Consider the following 19,605-nt stretch of genomic DNA (forward strand, 5'->3'; position numbering starts at 1 on the left):
CGATGCCTGAACGCACGCTGAAGCTGCGCCTGCTGCTGTGGCTGTACAGCAGCGCCAACATTGCCGGCTGCGCGCTGGCGCTGCTTGGCCCTGCGCTGCTGTTCGCCGGCCTCATCGGCCACGGCTGGCTGCTCATCACCGTCGGCCTGTACGCAGCGGGCTGGCTGCTCGGCCGCCGCCCACCGGCGCTGGAGCGGCACATCGAGGACAGCCTGACCGTAGCGCAAACGCTGGACCGCCTGGACACCGTCATCGCCCAGGCCAGCCCGCACCTGAACGACGAGATGCGCCAGCACCTGGCCCGCGTGCGCGAGTCCGCCGCCGAAGTGCTGCCCCGCCTGGTGGGCGCGCAGACCCACGGCGACGAGCTCTTCACCGTGCGCGAAACCGTGCTGCGCTACCTGCCCGAAACCCTCGCCAACTACGCCGCCCTGCCCCCCGCCTTCCGCCTCAACCATCCGCTCAAAGACGGCAAGACAGCACGCGAGCTGCTGGCCGAACAGCTGGACCTGCTGGACAGCCAACTGCGCGAAATCGTCGCCAACGTGGCCTCGCACGACGCCGCCGCGCTGGTCGCCAACGGCCAGTTCCTGGCGGCGAGGTTCAGGCAGGCCGACTTTCTGGCCGGCTGAGATCAGGGCGCGGGCATCTGCGCTTCAACGCGGCGGCCCGCCAGCGTGCCGCTCAGCGTCGCCAGGCTGCCGGCCTGCTGCTCGGGCCAGCTGACGGCCAGCTCGCCGCGCTCGCCGGTGGCCGTCGTGAAGCGGATCTGCGCAACCGCCGTGCCGCGGCCCCAGGGCCAGCTGAGCTGGCCGTCGACGGCCACGTCGTTCGTGAAGCGCGCCTGGACCAACTGCAGCTGGTAGATGCCTTCGCTGAACTGGTTGGCCACGCTGCCGCCGCGCAGCGCCGGGCTGAGCGAGCCGCCGGCGCTTTCGAGGCGGGCGATGGCGTCGCCCAGTTCCAGCACGGCCGCGGCCGCGGCCTTGAGTGCGGCTGGCCCGGCCTGGTTGCCGGGCAAGGGCTGGGGCAGCGGCAAGTCGGTCGAGCGCAGGGCAAACAGCGGCGTGGTGCGGATCGGGGCGATGCGGGCCGCGCAGTCGGCGTCTCCTGCGTCCAGCGTCGTGAAGAAGCGGCGCACCAGGTTTGCGCCGCAGTCGTCGAGCATCGGCGGCAAGGCGCCGATGTGGAACTCGTTGGCCAGCACGATGTGGCGGGCGTTCGGGAACAGCGAGGCGACAGCGGCGCCTTCGGGCGGCGTGGTGATGGTGTCCAGCTCGCCGTTGAGCACCATCACCGGCACGGCTGGCATCTGTGGGTGTTTCGGCAGCAGCGGCCCGGGCGGGTGCTCAGCGGAAGGCGTGGGCCAGCGCACGCAGGCGTCCAGCAGGCTGTAGTCCAGCGACATGCCGCGGAATTCGTCGATGCTGAACGGTGCGTAGGTGCCGGGCTGGCGACGCTCGCGCTCGGCCATGCGCTGGTCGCGCTGCTGCTGGCGCGCGGCGGGCGGCAGCGTCATGTCGTAGACCTGCGCATAGTCCTGGCAGCTGACGGCCCAGAACAGGCCTTCGCTGTAGGCCTGCGGCAGGTCGTGGGCATAGCGCGGGTCCTGCGAGCTGACGGCCTCGGCCATCAGGCGCAGCAGCGGCGCCTGGTCGCTCTGCACGAACGCACGCGCTGCCGCGTCCAGCTCCCTGGCTACCACGTACGGCGGCGCGCCGGCCAGCATCACCAGCGCCAGCGTCGAGGCGTCGGCGCGGAAACTTGTCATCTCGCCGTCGGCATTGCGGGCCTGGGCGTCGAACGGATGGGCGCGCAGCAGGTCCAGCGCAGGCTGGATGTGGTCCATGCCGCTGCCGGGCAAGGCAGCGCAGTACGGTGAGCGGGCGCAGACCTGGTTGAACGCGTTGTTCATCGTCGGCGCGAAATACGGGTACCAGGGCGACTCGCCGCCGACCATGGGCACAGGGTAGGCCGAGTCCAGCACGACGGAGCGCAGCAAGGACGGATGCCGGTAGGCGAAGACCTGGCTGAAGTAGGTGCCGTAGGAGTCGCCATAGAGGTCGACCGAGCTGCGCTCAAGCGCCGCCAGCACGGCGGCCAGGTCGTCTGCCGCGTAGGCGCTGCTGTAGAGCGGCGCGCTGGCGCCCAGCTGGCGGCCGCAGGCGGCGATGTCGGCAACGGTCGGCCCGCCGCTGCGGTGTTCGGTCTGCAGGCGCGGGCAGTCGACGGCTTGTGAGCCGCCGGTGCCGCGGTTGTCGACCAGCAGCAAATCCTTGCTGTCCATCAGCGGCCACAGCAGGCGCAGGTAGGCGCTGCGCGTGCCGCTGGACGGATAGCCAGGCCCACCTTCGACGGCGACAAAGGTGCCTGTGGCCGGTTGGTCCGCCAGGTGGCGGCGGTAGAGCTCGAAGCGGATGGCGATGGTGCCGGGCACCGCACCGGTGGGGTCGAACGGGCGGTCCAGGCGGCCACAGTAGGCGATCTCGTGGCAGCGTTCCAGTGTCAGGCTGCCGACCTGGATCTGGCTGGGCCCAACCGCCATGTCCGGCCAGGCAGGGACCGGTTTCGCGAGGCGCAGCGCAGCGCCCTGCGCAGCAGCGGTGGCACAGGCAAGGGCCAGCAGCAGCAAAGGCCGGCAGGCGAACTTCAGGGACTCTTGCAGGCGCATGCGGAACCTTGTCACAACGGTGGGCAGCAGTATCCGCGCCAGCAAAAACGCGGCCACCCTCGCGTTAACCCATCCCCCTACTTTGCTCGCCGAAAGACCGGCAAGCGGGTGAGCGAGCGTGCAAGAATTTTTCGCATTGCGTCACCTTCCACGGGAGCGATCCATGGCCATGGTTTCTAGTCTGCGCATGCTGGCTCGCCTGAGCGCCAAGCTCGTCATCGGCGGCCTGCTGCAGGTCGCCAACGTCCAGGCCACCGAAGCGCCTGCGGCCAGCATGGTGGCCGCCCCCACGCTATCACTGGCGCCCCGCGCCGTCCCCGGCTTTGAGGAACCCCTGATCGCCACCAGCGCTTTGGTGACCGCAGACGAAGCCGCCCTCACCCAGGCCCTGGCCGGCCTCAACCCCGGCAGCCTCGACGGCCTGGCCCCGGTCGAGCGCTTCCTCGCCGCCCACCCGCAGTCCGCCTGGCGCCTGGGCCTGCAGACCAACCTGGGCCTGTGGTACTACCGCGAAGGCTATTTCTCGCGTGCCATCGCCGCCTGGGAAGACGCCTGGACCATCGGCCAGTCGCTGCAGGATCCATCCCCCCAAGCCCGCGCGATGGCCGACCGGGCCGTCGGCGAGCTGATCCGCATGCACGCCCGCCTGGGCCATGCCGAGCGCCTGAAGGAATTGCTGGCGGCGGTGGAAGGCCGGCAGTTGATCGGCCCGGCCACCGAACTCGTCGCAGGCGCCAGGCAAGGCCTGTGGATGATGGACAACAACCCCGGTGTCGCCTATTTGTGTGGCCCGAACGCGCTGCGCCGGCTGGCTTTGCTGAACCCGGCCAATGCCGGCAGCCCCGGCAAGCCGGAGATGAAGCTGCTGGAGCGCTACCAGTCCGGCCCGCAAGGCGTCACGCTGGGCCAGGTGGCGGAACTGGCCAAGGCGGCCAAGCTGCCGTACCGCGCGGCCTTCCGGGTCGGCAACACGCCGATCCCTGTGCCGTCTGTCGTGCACTGGAAGGTCAGCCACTACGCGGCCATCGTCGGCCAGGAAGGCGACCGCTTCCACATCCAGGACCCGACCTTCGGCACCGACCTGTGGGTCAGCCGGGACGCGATCGAGCGCGAGAGCACGGGCTTCTTCATGATCCCGGCTGCCACTGCGGCGGCAGGCTGGCGGCCGGTGACGGTGGCCGAGGCCGCGCAGGTGCGGGGCATGGGCTACACCAACTCGGGCGATCCCAACGCGACGCGGCCGGACGACCCGAAGGAGAAGCCGCCTTGCGGCAATGCCGGCATGTGCGGCTACAACGCGCATTCGATGAACGTCAGCCTGAACCTAACGGACACGCCGGTGGGCTACCGGCCGGCGGTCGGCCCGGATGTCTTCTTCCAGCTGACCTACAACCAGCGCGAGGCGCGCCAGCCCACGCTGCCGACCTTCGGCAACCTGGGCCCGAAGTGGACCCACAACTGGCTGGCCTACGTGGTGGACGTGCCAGGCCGCCCGGGGGTCAACACGATGAGTTATGTGCGCGGGGGCGGCGCCTATGACGAGACGGGCTATTCAGCCAACACCGGCAAGTTCGCCCACGAGCCGGCGGGCTATTCGCTGCTGCGCATGGTCTCGGCCAGCCCGGTGCGCTACGAGCGCAGCTTCAAGGACGGCAGCGTGGAGGTGTATGCCAGCCCGGATGGGGCGACCGTCTACCCGCGCCGGGTGTTCCTGACGCAGGTGCTGGACCCGCAGGGCAATGCGGTCACGCTGACCTATGACGGCAGCATGCGGGTCACCAGGCTGACCGATGCGGTGGGCCGCATCACCAAGCTGGCCTATGGCAATGCGAGCTTCCCGCTGCAGGTGACCAAGGTCACCGATCCGTTCAACCGCTTTGCGGCCATCGTCTACGACGCTTCGGGCCGGTTGCAGAAGATCACCGACGTGCTGGGCCTGGCCTCGACCCTGAGCTATGACGCGGGCAGCTTCATCACGCAGCTGACGACGCCTTACGGTGCCAGCACCTTCACGGCCTCCGAGAGCGGGCCGGACCGGGTGCTGGAGATGACGGACCCGCTGGGCTACACCGAGCGGGTGGAGTCCAAGCAGTCGGCGCCTGGCATGCCGTATTCGGACCCGCGCGGCATGCCCGCGGGCATGGCCGACGACAACCAGTACCTGTACTACCGCAACACCTTCTACTGGGACAAGCACGCCTACCAACTGGCCGCCGGTGACTACACCCAGGCCAAGGTGCAGCACTGGTACCACGACATGGTGAACTTCAGCTATTCGTCCAGCGCGGCTGCGTCGAGCCTGGATCCGCTGGAAGGCCGGCTGTGGCTGCGTACGCCCAATGACAGCGGCCTCACATCTGGCACCTACAACCAACCTTGGCAGATCGGCCGAGTGCTGGACGACGGCAGCACGCAGCTCACCACCGTGCTGTACAACCAGACGGGCAACATCGCCTCGGTCACCGACCCTGAAGGCCGCTACACGCAGTACAGCTACGGCAATGGCAACGGCATCGACGTGACCCGGGTGCGGATACGCGACAAGAACGGCAACTACTACGTCACCGCTCAGTACACCTACAACAGCCAGCACCTGCCGCTGACTTACACCGACGCAGCGGGACAGGTGACGCAGTACACCTACAACCCGGCCGGGCAACTTCTCACCAAGACCGATGCGCTCGGGCAGGTGTGGAGCATGCAGTACGACGCGCTGGGCCAACTGCAGACCATCACCAATCCAAACGCCAAGACGGCCCTGTCCTATGCCTATGACGGCCAGGGTCACGTGGCAACTGCGACCGATTCCGAAGGCCGGACGGTGAGCTACGCCTACGACGCATTCGACAGGCCCACCACCACCACCTATCCGGATGGCAGCACCGAGCTGCGCACCTACGACAAGCTGGACCTCAGCAGCTACACCGACCGAAGCGGGCGACTCACCAGCTACGTGATTGACGCCAATCGCCGGCTGACCGGCGTGGTCGACGCGCTGCTGCGCACCGTGAGTTACGGCTACTACCGCAACGGCCAACTTCTCTCGATCACCGACCCCAAGGGCAACGTGACAAGTTGGCAACGAGACCTGCAAGGTCGGCCCATTGGCAAGACCTACGCCGATGGCAGTGTCGAAACCCTGGCCTGGGAAACCTACGGCGGGCGACTCAAGTCTCGCACCGACGCAGAAGGCCGCACGCAAACCTTCAGCTACCGCAAAGACAATCAGCTCGCCAGCATCGCGTACAGCGGTGGCTCTGTCAGCACACCGACCGTCAGCTTCAGCTACGACCCGGTGTTCTCGCGGATCAAGTCCATGACCGACGGCACGGGCACCACGCAATACCAGTACGGCGCGGTCGGCACGCTGGGCGCCTTGCAACTGAGCAAGGAGGACGGCCCGTACACCAACGACGATATCGTCTACGGCTACGACAAGCTGGGCCGCATGATCAATCGCACGGTGGCCGGGACGGTGGAGAGCGTGGCCTACGACGCACTGGACCGCGCACTGTCCGGACAGAGCGCGCTGGGTAGCAGCGCTTACACCTACCTGGGCGAAACCGAGCAGCTGCTGACCCTCGCCATCGGCACCAAAGCCAAGACCACGTTCACCTATGACACCAATGTCAACGACCGGCGCCTGAAAGGCCTCGCCCACCTGGGCACACGCGGCTACCAATACACCAGCGACGCGCTGGGCCGCCACGTCGGCATTGCCGACACCACGGTCGCCGGGGTCGCGCGCAACTGGACACCCGGTTACGACGTGGAGGACCGAGTGACCGCGCTGACGGCCTCGCCGGGCGACGCCTCCACCTACACCTACGACCCGGCCGACAACCTCACCAGCCTCACGTTGCCAGGCGGTGGCACCTCGGCCGCCACCTTTGGCGTCAACAACCAGCTGCTGAAGCTGGCTGGTGCCAACGTGACCCATGACGGCGGCGGCAACATCACCGACGATGGCAAGCGCACCTACACCTGGGACGGTGCCGGCCGGTTGGCCACCATCCTTTACAAGAACAATGCCGCGCTGAAGACGCAGTTCCGCTACGACGGCCTGGGCCGGCGCGTGGCCATCGTCGAGACCAACGGCAGCACGACGACCGAGACGCGCTACCTGTGGTGCGGCGCGGAGTTGTGCCAGGCACGAGATGCATCGGATGCCGTGACGCGGCTCTACTACGCCGACGGTGAATACCGGCCATCCAACTCGGCCAAAACCTACTACGACCGCGACCAGCTCGGCTCGGTGCGCAACACCACCAACATTGCCAACGGCAACGTGCTGGGCTCGCTGGACTACGACGCCTACGGCAATCTGGCGGCCAGCGGTGGCACGGCCACCAGCACCGACTTCCGCTACGCCGGGATGTTCTATCACCCCACCAGCGGCCTGTACCTCACGCAGTACCGCGCCTACAACCCGGCGGCCGGGCGATGGCTGTCGCGAGATCCCATCGGGGAAACGGGCGGGCTGAATCTTTACGCCTACGCAGGCAACAATCCAGTCAATCAAAGCGACCCGACCGGGCAGTGCCCTTGGTGCGTTGGCGCCGCCATCGGTTTCGGCGTGGACCTGGTGTCGCAGTTGATCGAAAACGGCGGCAACCTCCACTGTGTCAGCCTGGGCCGCCTGGCGGCCTCCACCGCCTTGGGTGCCCTCGGCGGCGGTCTTGGCGGCAAGGGCCTGACGAGTGCCTTGCGCGGCCTTTCCAACGGCACGAAAGGACAGATTGGCGAAGCCCTTTCCGTCGTGAGCAACACGCTGAAGGGAAGCGTCCAGACGGCCGCCCGCAACTCGCAGTCCATTCCAGGTCAGACAACATTCGTCGACAGCACCTGGCGTTCCATCAGGGGCGTTTCCTACTACGTCGAGTCCAAGTTCGGAACGGCAGGACTCACTGCCGCGCAGCGGCGCGCAGCGGCGGCGATGGGCGACGCCTATCACGTGGAGAGATGGACCTATCCATTCTTCGAAAGAGCCGGGGCCGCGGCAGGCGGTGCTGCCGGTGGTGCGGCGGGCGGTGCCGCAGGCCGAGCGGCGGGCGACGACTGCGGGTGCAACAAATGATCCCCGCGTGCCCTCACCGGGTGCCCTTTAGACTCTCGAGGGTCCAAACTGGCCCACTCAAAGGCTGACAGCGCATGGGATTCAACATTTCATGGATTGCCATCATGGGCGCCACGGCCCGGCAAATGACCGAGGACCTGGGGTTCACGCCAACGGGTAAGTTCGCAACGCTGGCCAGCCAACCATTGCAAGGTGCCGAACTGCCAGGCAAGGGGTATTTGGTGGTCGCAAGGGGCGACGAACACGCCATCCTCTCGCCGGGTTTTCTCGCGGCCCATTCGGAGAAACATGACATCGTGGCCTGCGCCGTGGAAGAACACGTCATGCACTGCCAAGCCGCCTGCTGGCGCGCCGGCAAGATGGCATGGAGCGCCGAGCATGACGGACAAGAATCCCGGCGGCACCTGGTGACCCAAGGAAGCCTGCCGGCATCGTTTGACGAAATCCTCCAGGCTGCAAAGCGTTTGCAGGATGAGGAGGACTCGGCTGCGCAGGAGGTCGACTTCTTCTTCGAGGTGCCACTGCAGCTGGCCCAAAGCATTGCCGGTTTCAAGCACGACGAAGAAACACCGGGCCTTGCAGGCAACGGATTTGAAACACTCGCCTCGACTCGCGGTCAAGGACCCGGCCGCCAAAGCAGATGGTGGGAGTTCTGGCGGTAGGTTGTCCCGAATCAAAAGGTGGTCACCCTTCGGCCGACCTCTTCGTTCTGCCGCTGAGGCGCGGCGACATGGGCACAAAACGCAATGCTTCAGCACGGCTTCCTCGACGGCATGGAAACCATCGCCACGCTCAGCACCACCGCGGTCCAGTCCAGTGACGTGCAGGCCAACGTTCAGGCGCTGGCAGCCTACGCTGCGGCGCACCCAGAGCTAAGCTGCGTGATCTTCGGCATGGGGGCGCAAACAGCACAGTGCTACCGCGATCTGGCCGCGCTGCCGGGGATGACGCTGCTGTTCAGCGAATCGGTGACGCGTGGCGCGCTGCGGCTGCTGTCCTGGCTGGTGCCCAGCCATTGCGGGCTGCTGCAACTCGACGAAGTGCGGCTGGCCTGGCCATTGTTCGACAAGCTGATGGACGCTTCGATGGCCGGGCTTTACCTCTTCGAGCGTGCGCTGCTGCCCGAAGTGATTGCCCAGGCCCGCGCCGCCAGCAGCACGCTGCACTATGGCCTGGGCCTGCAGCAGCAGCCGGCCCATGTGGCCTACCTGGTGGACGGCGACAACGAGGAGGTCGCTTCCGGCATCGTGCAGATCGTCTCGGTGGGCACGGCCATCACCGGGCTGCAGCTGCTGCACGGCACACCAGCCTGAGCCTGGACGGGGCCGGGTGGGGCCGGTTGGGGCAACAGGGCCCATGCATAATCAGATTCATCAAGTGACGCGTGCAAATCGCCCCGCCGTGAAAACCCTGCAGACCCCGGGTCTCCGCCCGCTCGCGCGCGGCGGCGCCGCCGAACAAATCCTGGACGATCTGCGCGAACGCATCCTCAGCCGTGAATTTTCGCGTGGCGACAAGCTGCCCACCGAGCGTGAAATGGCGGCCTCCTACCAGGTGAGCGGCGCCACGGTGCGTGAAGCCATCCGGGCGCTGGCGACCATCCACATGGTGGAAGTGCGGCACGGCAGCGGGGCCTACGTGACGGCCGACGCCGGACAACTCATTGCCCAGTCCCTGGACTCGATGATCAAGCTGGAGAAGATCAGCACGCAGGATGTGCTGGGCGTGCTGTCGGCGCTGAATGCGCATGCCGCAGAACTGGCCGCCGTGCGTGGCACCGAGGCACAGATCACGAACATGCAGGATGCCCTGACCCAGATCGAGCAAGGCAGCACCTGCGAGGATTTTGAAGTCGGCCTGAAGCGTTTCCTGGACGGCCTGGCCGATGCTTCCCACAACGCCTTGCTGATCGCGACCTGCAAGTTCCTCTCCGGCATGCAGATCGACATGACCCGCCAGCTGGCCGGCGGCTCGGTCAAGCGCTGGCGCCAGGCCACCGGCCTGTTGGCCGCCGACAGGCGCAAGCTCGTGACGGCCATCGCCCGCCATGACGCCAACAAGGCCCGCACGCTGACCCTCGAATGCCACCGCCGCGCGGAAGAGGCCGTCAACGAGCTGAGCTGAGAAGCGCCCGGCGCTCAGTGCACCAGCTTCATCAGGTCCACGACCCCACCACGCCGGAAAGCGTGACATGGCCGCCTCCGACCCTCCCTGCAGGGGTACCTGGCTGCGAAGTGGAGACCTGAGGGTTCAGTAGACCAGGCTCATCTTGTCGATGACCTTGCGAACGCCGGGGCTGCCCCAGGCGGAGCGGGTTGCCGAATCACGCTCGGCCCAGCTGTGCACCGCCCCTGTGAGGGTCACGCTGGTACCATGGACTTCGACGCCAATGGCCTTCGCATCGGCGGCGGCACTGCGGCGAAGGGTGGCCTCGATCTCCGCCTTGACGACCGTGGCCGAAGGCGAGGGCTTGATGCCGATCTGGTTGCTCACCCCCGTGAGGCCGGGCAGGCTGCGCAGGCTTTCCGCGGCATCCTCGCGCTGGAATTGCCACTCCACCTCGCCAGACAGCGTCAGCCAACCCTGCTCGACCAGCACCTTCACGGCGTCCTCGGGCAGGGAACCGGTCCAGCTCAGGATGTTCCGGGCCGACTGCGCGATGTCGACATCGGTGCGCTTGTCGAGTGCGCCCAGCTTGACCTCCAGCTCGACGGCCAGCCCCCTGATGCCGTTGACACGCTGCGCGGCGCGCTCCGCATTCCACTTCTCCACATGGCTGCTGACCTCACCGGCCAGGGTGACCACGCCGTCCTCCACCTCGACGCCGATCTGCGTCGCATGCACCGCGGGCTCCCACCTGAGCTCGGCCATCACGTCCTGCTGCAGCTGCGAATCGGTCTTCATGACGAGCCTTCCGGTGGGTTGAAAGACACGTAGCCTCTGCCCTCTTGGCGCCCAGGTCTGTGCGACAACCCACGCGGCGGCACACCGGACTGCCGGATCCGGCGCAAGCACCCGCCGCTGTCAAAGCCCGGTGCTGGCTCGCCACACGCCTTCGGAGCAGTCGGCGCAGTACGGCGAGTCTGGATTCACCGCCGGATTGAACCGGTTGTAGAACACCACGGGACCGCCGCCTGTGATGAACACCTCGGGATCCATGCGGATGCGCAGGGCGCTGTCATCGGAGACCTTCCACAGCCGCGGCGAAGCGGTGGGGGCGATTGCGGCGACGTAGATGGCCGACGGGTAGTCGTTTGGCACGCTCTTGATCGCCAACACCACATAGGAGTTGCCGTTGTAGGTGAACGGCTCCGGCGAAGCCACGGTGCCGCCCTCCGGCAGCATCACGCTGCCAATCGGTGACCACGGGCTGTCGCCCAGGCCGTCTCCGTCCGCCTGCTGGAAGAACCGCAGCTCGTTGCCGTTGACCGTGCTCATCAGCGTCAGCTTGTTGCCGTACTCCGGCGCCCGCCAGACCCAGGGCACGGTGCGCTCGTCCTTGGCGCCATCGTCGTTGGTGATCTGCACCAGCCTGCCGCTGTCCAGGTGCTCGAGGAAGACCTGGTTGATGCCGTTCACAGCCTGCGCATAGACCAGCCCGGCATAACCCTTGGTGAAGCGCACCGAAACCGGCTTGGGCGTGCGCGCCATGCCCTGGACCTTGGCCTCGGAGGCTGCCTGGTAGACGTAGCGCCAGTAGTGGTTGTTCTTGGCGTCCACGTAGCTGATGCGCGGATTCGGGTCGCCATCGTCGTCGCTCGCATACGGTGCGTTGCGGCCGGCGTCCGGTCCAAGCAGGGTCGGTGTGCCCCAGGTGCTGCCATCGGCGCTGCCTTCCACCATGGCCAGGCGGGCGGTCGAAGCCTTCGAGACGCCTCCTGCGAACTTGGTGTAGACCACATGGTCGCCGGTGGCGGTGGAGATCCACTCCGGCCCATTGGTGGTGATGTTCATCTCCTGGGGCGTGATGGCATCCGAATCCAGCATGCGGTAGGTCGGCTTCAGGAAGTTTCCGGTCACCGGGTCAATCGTGCCCACCCACAAGTGCCCCTTGTAGTCGCACCAGGTGAACATGTTGCGTGAGGCACTGAATTCGAGATCGATCAGATCGGTGCGCGCAGAGGCTTGGGCCTCGTTCGGCGCGAAGCCCGGCTTGAGCTGCGCCCATCCTGCAGCCGGTGCCAGCAGTCCTCCCAGCATCAAGGAAATCAGCAGGGCCCGGTGCCCGGCGAACGGGCTGGCGGGGTGGCGGCGCTCGGCTTTCGACATGGCAATCCCTCTGCATGAATGGTTCTGGGCCGCTGGGTGCGGCCGAACATTCAAGCAGGAAACTTGCCAGTGGTTTCATATGCGAAAGCCGTTGGAAAGGCATGCCAAGCACCCGCTGCCAGCGCCCCAACGCGGCAAAGGCGGCTCCAGGAAAGAGCCTTGTATTGATCACTACACATATGTAGCATCAACTACATGAATCCTTCTCCCGCCGGGGCCTGGCTGCTGCTGGTCCTCTCGCTGCCCACGCAAAGCGCCACCGCCCGGATGCGGATCTGGCGCGCGCTCAAGGCCCAGGGCTGCGCCGCCTTGCGTGACGGCGTCTACCTGCTGCCGCGCCGAGCCGGGCACGAGGCCGCGCTGCGGGAGCTCGCCGAGGCCTGTCTTCGCGAAGGCGGCAGCGCCTGGACCATGGAAGCCAGCCCCACCGGGGCCGACGAAGCGCTGGCCTTTCCGGCCTTGTTCGACCGCTCCGAGGACTACGCAGCGCTCATCGCGGCCTGGAAGAAGGCAGCAGCCACGCTGCCTGGCCTCGCGCCCTCAGAACTGGCGCGGCTGCAAAGAAAGCTGCACCGCGACTTCCACGCGCTGCGCGCCATCGACTTCTTCCCTGGCGACGCCAGCCTGGAAGCAGACGCCGCGTGGACGGATTTCAGCCGCCGCGTGGAGCGGCTCTTGTCACCGAACGAGCCGCAGGAAGTCGAAGGCCAGGTGCCTCGCCTGCGCGCCGACGCCTACCAGGGGCGCCTCTGGGCGACTCGGCGGCGCCTGTGGGTCGACCGCGTTGCCAGCGCGTGGCTGATCCGCCGCTTCATCGACCCCCAGGCGCGTTTCCTGTGGCTGCAGCAACCGGCGGACTGCCCTGCCGACGCGCTGGGCTTCGACTTCGATGGCGCGAGCTTCTCGCACGTCGACCACTTCGTGACCTTCGAGACGCTGATGCTCAGCTTCGGCCTCGAAGGCGACGCGGCGCTCGGCCGCCTGGCCGCGATGGTCCACCAGCTCGACGTGGGCGGCGAGCCGGTGCCCGAGGCGCTGGGCTTCGAGGCCGTGCTGTCGGGCGCTCGCGAGCGCCTCGGCGACGACGACGACGCGCTGCTGGCCGAGATGGCCACTGTGCTCGATTCCCTCCACGCCTACTTTCAGCGCGACCCCACCAAGAACAGGACCTGAGGAGAAGGAGAACCCCATGAGCGACCCGACAAGCCCACCGATCGACCTGCCCGCGCAGCCCTCCTACACGCTCTGGCAGCTTGTGGCCTACATGCTGGGCCTGGGCACCTGGGGCTTCGGCGGCCCGGTGGCCCTGGTCGGCTACATGTACCGCGACCTGGTGGAGAAACGCCGCTGGTTCACCGAGGCCGACTACAAGGAAGGCATGGCCATCGCCCAGCTGATGCCCGGACCGCTGGCGGCCCAGCTGGCAGTCTACCTGGGCTACGCCCACTACCGCCTGACCGGTGCAACCCTGGTCGGGCTGGCCTTTGTGCTGCCGTCCTTCGTGATGGTGGTGGCTCTGGGCACCGCCTATGTCTCGTTCGGCGGCATCGGCTGGATGCAGGCTGTTTTCTACGGTGTCGGCGCGGCGGTGATCGGCATCATCGCGATGAGCGCCTACAAGCTCACGACCAAGAACATCGGCAAGGACAAGCTGCTGTGGGCCATCTTCGCGGTCAGCCTGGCGGTCACGGTCATCACCCAGTCCGAAGTGATCTGGCTGTTCCTCGGCGCGGGCGTGCTGGTCTGGTTCTGGCGTGTGCCGCCGGCCTGGCTCAAGCGCGGCAGCGTCAACGGTGTTGCCGCGCCGCTGGTGGCGATGTTCGCGCTCGACACGGTGGACACCGCCAAGCTGGCCAAGATCGGCGCCTACTTCGCCTATGCCGGCAGCTTCGTGTTCGGCAGCGGCCTGGCCATCGTGCCCTTCCTGTACAGCGGCGTGGTCAAGGAATACGGCTGGCTGACCGACCGGCAATTCGTCGACGCGGTGGCCGTGGCCATGATCACCCCCGGCCCCGTCGTGATCACCACTGGCTTCATCGGCTACCTGGTGGCCGGCTTCTGGGGCGCGGTGGTGGCCGCCGTGGCCACCTTCCTGCCCTGCTACCTGCTGACGGTGCTGCCGGCGCCGTACTTCAAGAAGTACGGCAAGCGGCCCGCCATCGTGGCCTTTGTCGATGGCGTCACGGCCGCGGCCATCGGGGCCATTGCCGGCGCCGTGATCGTCATCGGCCAGCGCTCCATCACCGACTGGGTGACCGCCGTGCTGGCGCTGGTCACGGCCCTGGTGCTGTGGCGCTTCAAGAAGGTCACCGAGCCGGTCATCGTCGTCTCGGCTGCGCTGATCGGCCTGGTGGTGCATCCGCTGATGGTTCATTCAGGCGCCTGAATGCCACAACCCGAGCGACAGCATCCATTCGCGTCACCATCCCGGGGGCTGCCGTGAACATCCAGACTCGTCCCCTGCTGCGCAAAGACCTGCCAACGCAGGACAAAGGAGCCGGCTCATGAAATGGGTCACCCGCGAACGCCCGAAGATCGACCGCATCGCCTGCCCGTGGCTGATCGCCCGCTTCATCGACAAGGCGCCCGAATTCCTCTACGTGCCGGCAAGTCAGGTGCTGGAAGTCGCCCGGCAAACCGGCGCGGTGCCTTATGACATTCCCGGCGTGGAGATGACCCACGTGGGCGAGCTCTGCAGCTTCGATGCCTTCCTTGCGAAGTACCAGTTGCAGCAACCCGCGCTCGCCCAGCTGGCCACCATCGTGCGGGGCGCCGACACCTCGCGCCTGGACCTGGCGCCGCAATCGGCCGGCCTGTACGCCATCTCGCTGGGCCTGTCCAAGACCTTTGCCGATGACCACGAGATGCTGCGGCACGGCCTGGTGATGTACGACGCACTCTATGCCTGGTGCGTGTCGTGCCAGGCCGAAACCCACCACTGGCCGCCGCAGGAAGGGCCTGCCTCGGCGTCCTGATCGCAGCAAGCCGCCAAGCGCCGTCTGCAAATGCGGCGTGGCCGGTTTCGCAAGCATGCAACCAGGCTTGGCCAAAGTTGCCGCCTGCAGGCGAGACTTCACCAGCGCCTTGCGCGACGTGAGCACGGTTTGAATCGCTTCGCAGCCCCGACCAGGCGACGGTGCTATCGTTTGCGCCATGAAAACCAAGCTCTGTCAAACTGCTCGCGTCGTGCTGATGGCAGGTGCGGCAATCGCCGTCGCCGCGCCGGTTCATGCGGGCATCGGGTCGCTTTCCAGTGCCGCGCAGCAGGCCGCGTCCAGCGCGCCCGCTCGCCAGCGCACCTGGACGCTTGGCGACTATTCCGAGGTGCGGCTCGTGTCCATCGAGGCTGGCGCAGCACCCAACCAGCACCCGGCCCGGGTGCCCGCCGATCTGCTGCTGGCGCAGCTGAGGGCGATCCGTTCGCAGACCGCCAACGCCGACGCGCCCCTGTTCAGCAACGGCGAGCTCAAGGACCTTGCCGAATCGCTTTCGAAGGCGCTCGCGATTGCGGCCCCCTCCGACGATGTCGTCTTCGTCTCGTCGGCTCGGCGGGACGATGGCAGCTTCTTCGTCCCCAGCGCGGTGACCGCCCGCTTGTTCGTCCAGGGCGGCGCCTTGCAATTGATCGTGCACGACGCACGGTTCGATTTCTTCGACCGTGCCCGCGGCACGCACACCCGGCCTGACTTCGAATTCGGCGCCCGCGCGAAGGCCGGAAACGCCGTGCTGCAAAGCGCTTCCGCGGCAAGCAAGCGCTCCGACTGGCTGGAAGTGCCGCTGGTGATGCCAAGCGCTGCGGCACCCGCCGCAGCGGTGCCGATGCCGTCGCCTGCCGCGGCCGCGACGCTCCCTGCGCCGCGCGCACGCGAGGCCGTCTCGGCCGACGAGATCGAGCAGCGCCTGCTGACCCTGAAGCGGCTGCGCGAGCGCGGCCTGATCAGCGAAGAGGAATACCAGCAAAAGCGCAAGGAAATCCTGGCGCTGCTGTAGCCCGTGCGGCAAGCGGCGCCTGATCGCGGGCGCGCCTGGCCCGCGAGGGCCGAGAACCGGCCCGGCACGACCTCGGGTTCAAAGCTCGGACTTCAGGCTCTCGAAGGTTTCACGCAGCAGCTTGGCCATCGGCTTTCTGGGACTGGGCTGCTCGTGCCAGGTCTGTGTCGTCAAGCGCATCGCCCCCATGGCCACCATGGCCACCATGCGCAGCGCGGTGCGGCGCTCCGGCTGGCGCCAGACTTCGCAAAGCTGCGAAAAAAGCACCTGTTCCTGCTCCGCGTAAAAGGCCTGCTTGCGCGACTGGAGCGTGGCGCTTGACCGCATCAGCGTGTCGATGGCCACCATCTCTTCGGTGCTGTAGCGCGCCATGTGCTTCACGAAGATGTCCCGCACGGCATCCAGTGGCGGCACGTCCGGCGAAGTCTTCAACAAGTCGGCGTAGATGGCTCGCCAATGGACGTCCTGCGAGAACAGCAGGATGTCGTCCTTGGACTTGAAGTACGAGAAGAAGGTGCGCCGGGAAATGCCCGATTCGGCGGCGATGACGTCCAGCGTCGTGCCTTCGAAGCCGTTGGCGAGGAACAGGCGCAGGGCGGTTTCGGCGATTCGGTCGCGCGTCTCGCGTCGCTTGCGCTCTCGCAGGCCTTCGGTGGACGCGCCAGGCGCCAGGTGGGACGTTTCCGACATGGAAGGGCTCTTGTGTATTTGCACCAAGTGCGGTACAAACTGCACTTGGTGCAGTTATTTCTGCATCCAAGATACCATACACGAGGACACATGGCGCCCTGGACCGCATCTGACATCCCCCCGCAAACAGGCCGCGCCGCGGTCGTCACCGGCACTGGAGGCCTGGGCTTCCACGACGCATTGGCGCTCGCCCGGGCTGGTGCGCGGGTCATCATTGCCGGGCGCAATCCTCAAAAGGGCGCCGCTGCAGTCGAAGCGATACGGCGCAGCGTGCCTGCGGCCGAGGTGAGCTTCGAGCCCGTGGACCTTGCCAGCCTTGAGACCATCAAGGCGTTCGCCGCGAGGCTGCGCACCACTCAGGGCAGCCTGGACCTGCTCATCAACAATGCCGCTGTCATGGCGCCGCCACGGCGCGAGCTGACGGTCGACGGCTTTGAGCTGCAGCTCGGCACCAACCACCTCGGCCACTTCGCGCTGACCGCACACCTGCTTCCCCTGCTGCGAAAGGGCAGCCAGCCACGTGTCGTCAGCCTGTCCAGCGTCGCAGCCCGAGCGGGCGCCTTGCATTTCGACGACCTGCAATCCGAGCGCGGCTACAAGCCCATGGTGGCCTACGGCCAATCCAAGCTGGCCTGCCTGATGTTCGCGTTCGAGCTTCAGCGCCAGAGCGACGCCAACGGCTGGGGCCTGCAAAGTGTCGCCGCGCATCCGGGCATCGCGCGCACGGACCTGCTGCCCAACGGCGCCGGCGCTGCCAGCCCTCAAGCCATGATTCGCCGCTTCTTGTGGTTCCTGTTTCAGCCTGCCGCGCAAGGGGCCCTGCCCACGCTCTACGCTGCAACCGCGCCCCAGGCCAAAGGCGGCGGCTACTACGGCCCCGACAGGCTCAGCGAGACACGGGGCCACCCCGCTGCAGCCCGAATGCCACTCCAGGCACTCGACGAGAAGGATGCGGCGCGCCTGTGGGTTGAATCGGCCAGGCTCACCGGAGCCAGCTTTTGATTACCGGCACCGGCGCGCCGGCGGACCCGCGGCGGCGAAGGCTTTGCGCCCTGTTGGCCACAACAGCTCTTCCGTTGCCGGCGTTGGTGCGGGCGCAGCCTGCCGTGCCGCCGTACCGGGTGCACGACTTCGACTGGGTCGACACGCAACGTTCACGTCCCGTGCCTTCACGCCTGTACTGGCCAGCCGATCTGTCGCCCACGACCAGGGTGCCACTGGTCGTGTTCTCGCACGGCATCGGCGGCTCGCGGCAGGGGTACAGCTACCTTGGCAAGCATTGGTCATCCCGCGGCGTGGCAAGCCTGCACGTGCAGCATGTTGGCAGCGACGCCGCGCTTTGGCGCGGCAACCCGTTCGGCGTGGTGGGCCGGTTGCAGGCAGCGGCTCAGGAAAGCGAGGCGATGGCCCGGGCCGCCGACATGCGCTTTGCGCTGGACCGCATGCTTTCCGATGAAACCGGTGCGCTTGGTGCCGCCGTGGACCCTCGTCGCCTTGTCGCGGCCGGCCACTCGTACGGCGCGAACACCACGCTGCTGATCGCAGGGGCACAGGTGGTCCGGCAGGGCCGCACGGTCGACTGCCACGATCCCCGCTTCTCGGCCGCCATTGTCATCTCTGCACCGCCGTTCTACGGCGAAGCCGACTTGGCAACAGTGCTCGCCCATGTGTCGATGCCGACGGTCCATGTGACGGCCACCGACGACGTGATCGAGATTCCCGGCTACCGCTCGGGCCTGGTCGATCGGCTGGCCGTGTTCGACGCCATCGCCGACCCTCGCAAGCTGCTCGCAGTCTTCCAAGGCGGCTCGCACAGCGTCTTCACCGACCGCTCCCTCACGGGCGGCGCGGCGTTGAATCCGAAGGTGAAGGCAGCGACCGCCGAGCTCTCTCTGGCGTTCCTGGACCTGACTTTCCGCGGCAGTGACGCTGCGCTCAGGCGATGGCAGGCCGACTGGCAGCCCATCCTGGCCAAGGCCCCCGGCGCTGCTTTCCCGGCACGCGCCGATGGGAGAACAGCTGTCTCTGACATCGCATGGCAATGAGCAAATACCTGGTCTACGCAAGCTTCGGCTGGCTCACGCTGAGTGGCATGCTGCACTTCCTCATCGACGTTGTGTCGCACGCCATTCGTGGCAAGCATCCGCCAGGCCCCGAGACAACGCTCTACTACGGCTTGAACACCGCGTTTTCTCTGGGGCAGGTGGCCTTCGGGTTGCTCGGCCTGTTCCTCGCCTGGCGTGCCATGGCACTCGTGACCGAGACCCCTGTGCTGGTGCTGACGCTTGCCGCTGGCCTGGGCTGGTGGGCGGTCACCTTCCTTTTCATGAGCTACTGGGAGCCGAAGCTCAACGTCGGCATTTTTTGCGCTCTCACGCTTGCGGCTCTTGTGGCGCGATGAGCCTGTTGTCGGCCTGGTGACCGGTACCGGCCTCGCCTCATTTCTTGCGCATCGCCTTGCGCCCCTTGGCTTCGGCAGCCACCAGCTCCTTGTCGCTGAGTTCATACAACAACCCCCATCCAGGCTGAACAAGCCTGTGGACAAGCGCTGGGCGGCGGTCTCAAGTGCTTGATGCACAAGGCGAACCGTCACATTGCTGTAAAAAAGGGCACGCTTTCCGGCCAGTTCATCGGGTCAGTCCCCAGTGACGTTGGACAAGCCTGTGGATAAGCCGGTGACGGCCGCGCCAAGCCCTTGTCGCGCCTGGGTTGGCACTGGATTGCGGCAAAAAGCGGCAAGCTGGATCTGCCTTTTCTGTCCTTGACTTTTGCGCGATTTCGAGTTGCTTGAATCCCCACGTCGCAGCGGGTCAGGCCATCTGGGATAGCGTGCCCCCCGACCGGATGCCAGTGGCGGCCAACAAGCCCGGCTGGCAAGCTTGTCGCACCAATCATCAGAGGGCATCCC

16 protein-coding genes are annotated in these 19,605 nt (G+C 66.8%); 12 read left to right on the forward strand and 4 right to left on the reverse strand.

Translation table 11 applies throughout. The features are described 5' to 3' along the window. Nucleotides 1–2 precede the first annotated feature (2 nt). Nucleotides 3–632: a hypothetical protein gene (locus tag AC3WR5_RS24580; protein WP_492487854.1), complete on the forward strand. Its 630-nt coding sequence runs from the start codon at nt 3–5 to the stop codon at nt 630–632. A gap of 2 nt (nt 633–634) precedes the next feature. Here AC3WR5_RS24580 and AC3WR5_RS24585 read toward each other — a convergent pair whose 3' ends face one another. Next, a complete protein-coding gene (locus AC3WR5_RS24585) occupies nt 635–2,671 on the reverse strand; it encodes an alpha/beta fold hydrolase (protein WP_492487856.1) in 2,037 nt (678 codons plus the stop codon). 163 nt (nt 2,672–2,834) lie between these two features. On the opposite strand from AC3WR5_RS24585, the gene AC3WR5_RS24590 reads away from it, so the two are divergent. From AC3WR5_RS24590 to AC3WR5_RS24605, 4 genes are all read left to right on the forward strand, one after another. Further along, nucleotides 2,835–7,748 (forward strand): RHS repeat-associated core domain-containing protein, encoded by a 4,914-nt coding sequence (locus AC3WR5_RS24590; protein WP_492487858.1) that lies wholly within the window; start codon nt 2,835–2,837, stop codon nt 7,746–7,748. Between the two features lie 74 nt (nt 7,749–7,822). After that, nucleotides 7,823–8,410, forward strand: a complete 588-nt coding sequence (locus AC3WR5_RS24595; RefSeq protein WP_492487859.1) for a hypothetical protein — start codon at nt 7,823–7,825, stop codon at nt 8,408–8,410. 84 nt (nt 8,411–8,494) lie between these two features. Beyond that, on the forward strand, nt 8,495–9,061 hold the full coding sequence (locus AC3WR5_RS24600; protein ID WP_492487861.1) for a hypothetical protein: 567 nt from the start codon (nt 8,495–8,497) through the stop codon (nt 9,059–9,061). 88 nt (nt 9,062–9,149) lie between these two features. Beyond that, nucleotides 9,150–9,872: a FadR/GntR family transcriptional regulator gene (locus AC3WR5_RS24605; protein ID WP_492487863.1), complete on the forward strand. Its 723-nt coding sequence runs from the start codon at nt 9,150–9,152 to the stop codon at nt 9,870–9,872. 126 nt (nt 9,873–9,998) lie between these two features. Here the strand turns inward: AC3WR5_RS24605 and AC3WR5_RS24610 are convergent, their stop codons facing one another. Together AC3WR5_RS24610 and AC3WR5_RS24615 are read right to left on the reverse strand one after the other, a co-directional pair. Next, complete coding sequence (locus AC3WR5_RS24610) at nt 9,999–10,652, reverse strand: BON domain-containing protein (protein ID WP_141286319.1); 654 nt, start codon at nt 10,650–10,652, stop codon at nt 9,999–10,001. A gap of 120 nt (nt 10,653–10,772) precedes the next feature. Further along, nucleotides 10,773–12,017 (reverse strand): hypothetical protein, encoded by a 1,245-nt coding sequence (locus AC3WR5_RS24615; protein WP_141286321.1) that lies wholly within the window; start codon nt 12,015–12,017, stop codon nt 10,773–10,775. A gap of 195 nt (nt 12,018–12,212) precedes the next feature. Between AC3WR5_RS24615 and AC3WR5_RS24620 the strand changes: the two genes are divergently transcribed. From AC3WR5_RS24620 to AC3WR5_RS24635, 4 genes are all read left to right on the forward strand, one after another. Continuing rightward, nucleotides 12,213–13,190: a chromate resistance protein ChrB domain-containing protein gene (locus tag AC3WR5_RS24620; RefSeq protein ID WP_141286323.1), complete on the forward strand. Its 978-nt coding sequence runs from the start codon at nt 12,213–12,215 to the stop codon at nt 13,188–13,190. Nucleotides 13,191–13,206: 16 nt separating this feature from the next. After that, nucleotides 13,207–14,403, forward strand: coding sequence for a chromate transporter (locus AC3WR5_RS24625; RefSeq protein WP_492487866.1), 1,197 nt, complete (start codon nt 13,207–13,209; stop codon nt 14,401–14,403). A 118-nt stretch (nt 14,404–14,521) separates the two neighbouring features. Then, nucleotides 14,522–14,992, forward strand: coding sequence for a chromate resistance protein ChrB domain-containing protein (locus tag AC3WR5_RS24630; RefSeq protein WP_141286327.1), 471 nt, complete (start codon nt 14,522–14,524; stop codon nt 14,990–14,992). A gap of 178 nt (nt 14,993–15,170) precedes the next feature. Next, complete coding sequence (locus AC3WR5_RS24635; RefSeq protein ID WP_492487868.1) at nt 15,171–16,007, forward strand: SHOCT domain-containing protein; 837 nt, start codon at nt 15,171–15,173, stop codon at nt 16,005–16,007. A gap of 78 nt (nt 16,008–16,085) precedes the next feature. Here the strand turns inward: AC3WR5_RS24635 and AC3WR5_RS24640 are convergent, their stop codons facing one another. After that, nucleotides 16,086–16,697: a TetR/AcrR family transcriptional regulator gene (locus AC3WR5_RS24640; RefSeq protein ID WP_492487869.1), complete on the reverse strand. Its 612-nt coding sequence runs from the start codon at nt 16,695–16,697 to the stop codon at nt 16,086–16,088. Nucleotides 16,698–16,745: 48 nt separating this feature from the next. Between AC3WR5_RS24640 and AC3WR5_RS24645 the strand changes: the two genes are divergently transcribed. Genes AC3WR5_RS24645 through AC3WR5_RS24655 form a run of 3 tightly spaced genes read left to right on the forward strand, consistent with a single transcriptional unit; the run spans nt 16,746 to nt 19,098 of the window. Then, on the forward strand, nt 16,746–17,699 hold the full coding sequence (locus AC3WR5_RS24645) for an SDR family oxidoreductase (protein ID WP_492488029.1): 954 nt from the start codon (nt 16,746–16,748) through the stop codon (nt 17,697–17,699). Next, complete coding sequence (locus AC3WR5_RS24650; RefSeq protein WP_492487870.1) at nt 17,696–18,742, forward strand: alpha/beta hydrolase family protein; 1,047 nt, start codon at nt 17,696–17,698, stop codon at nt 18,740–18,742. Before AC3WR5_RS24645 ends, AC3WR5_RS24650 begins: the two co-directional genes overlap by 4 nt. Beyond that, complete coding sequence (locus tag AC3WR5_RS24655; RefSeq protein ID WP_492487871.1) at nt 18,739–19,098, forward strand: hypothetical protein; 360 nt, start codon at nt 18,739–18,741, stop codon at nt 19,096–19,098. The genes AC3WR5_RS24650 and AC3WR5_RS24655 overlap by 4 nt, the downstream gene beginning before the upstream one ends. Nucleotides 19,099–19,605: the final 507 nt, after the last annotated feature.

The sequence above is a fragment of the Ideonella sp. FW305-24 genome, assembly GCF_058788035.1.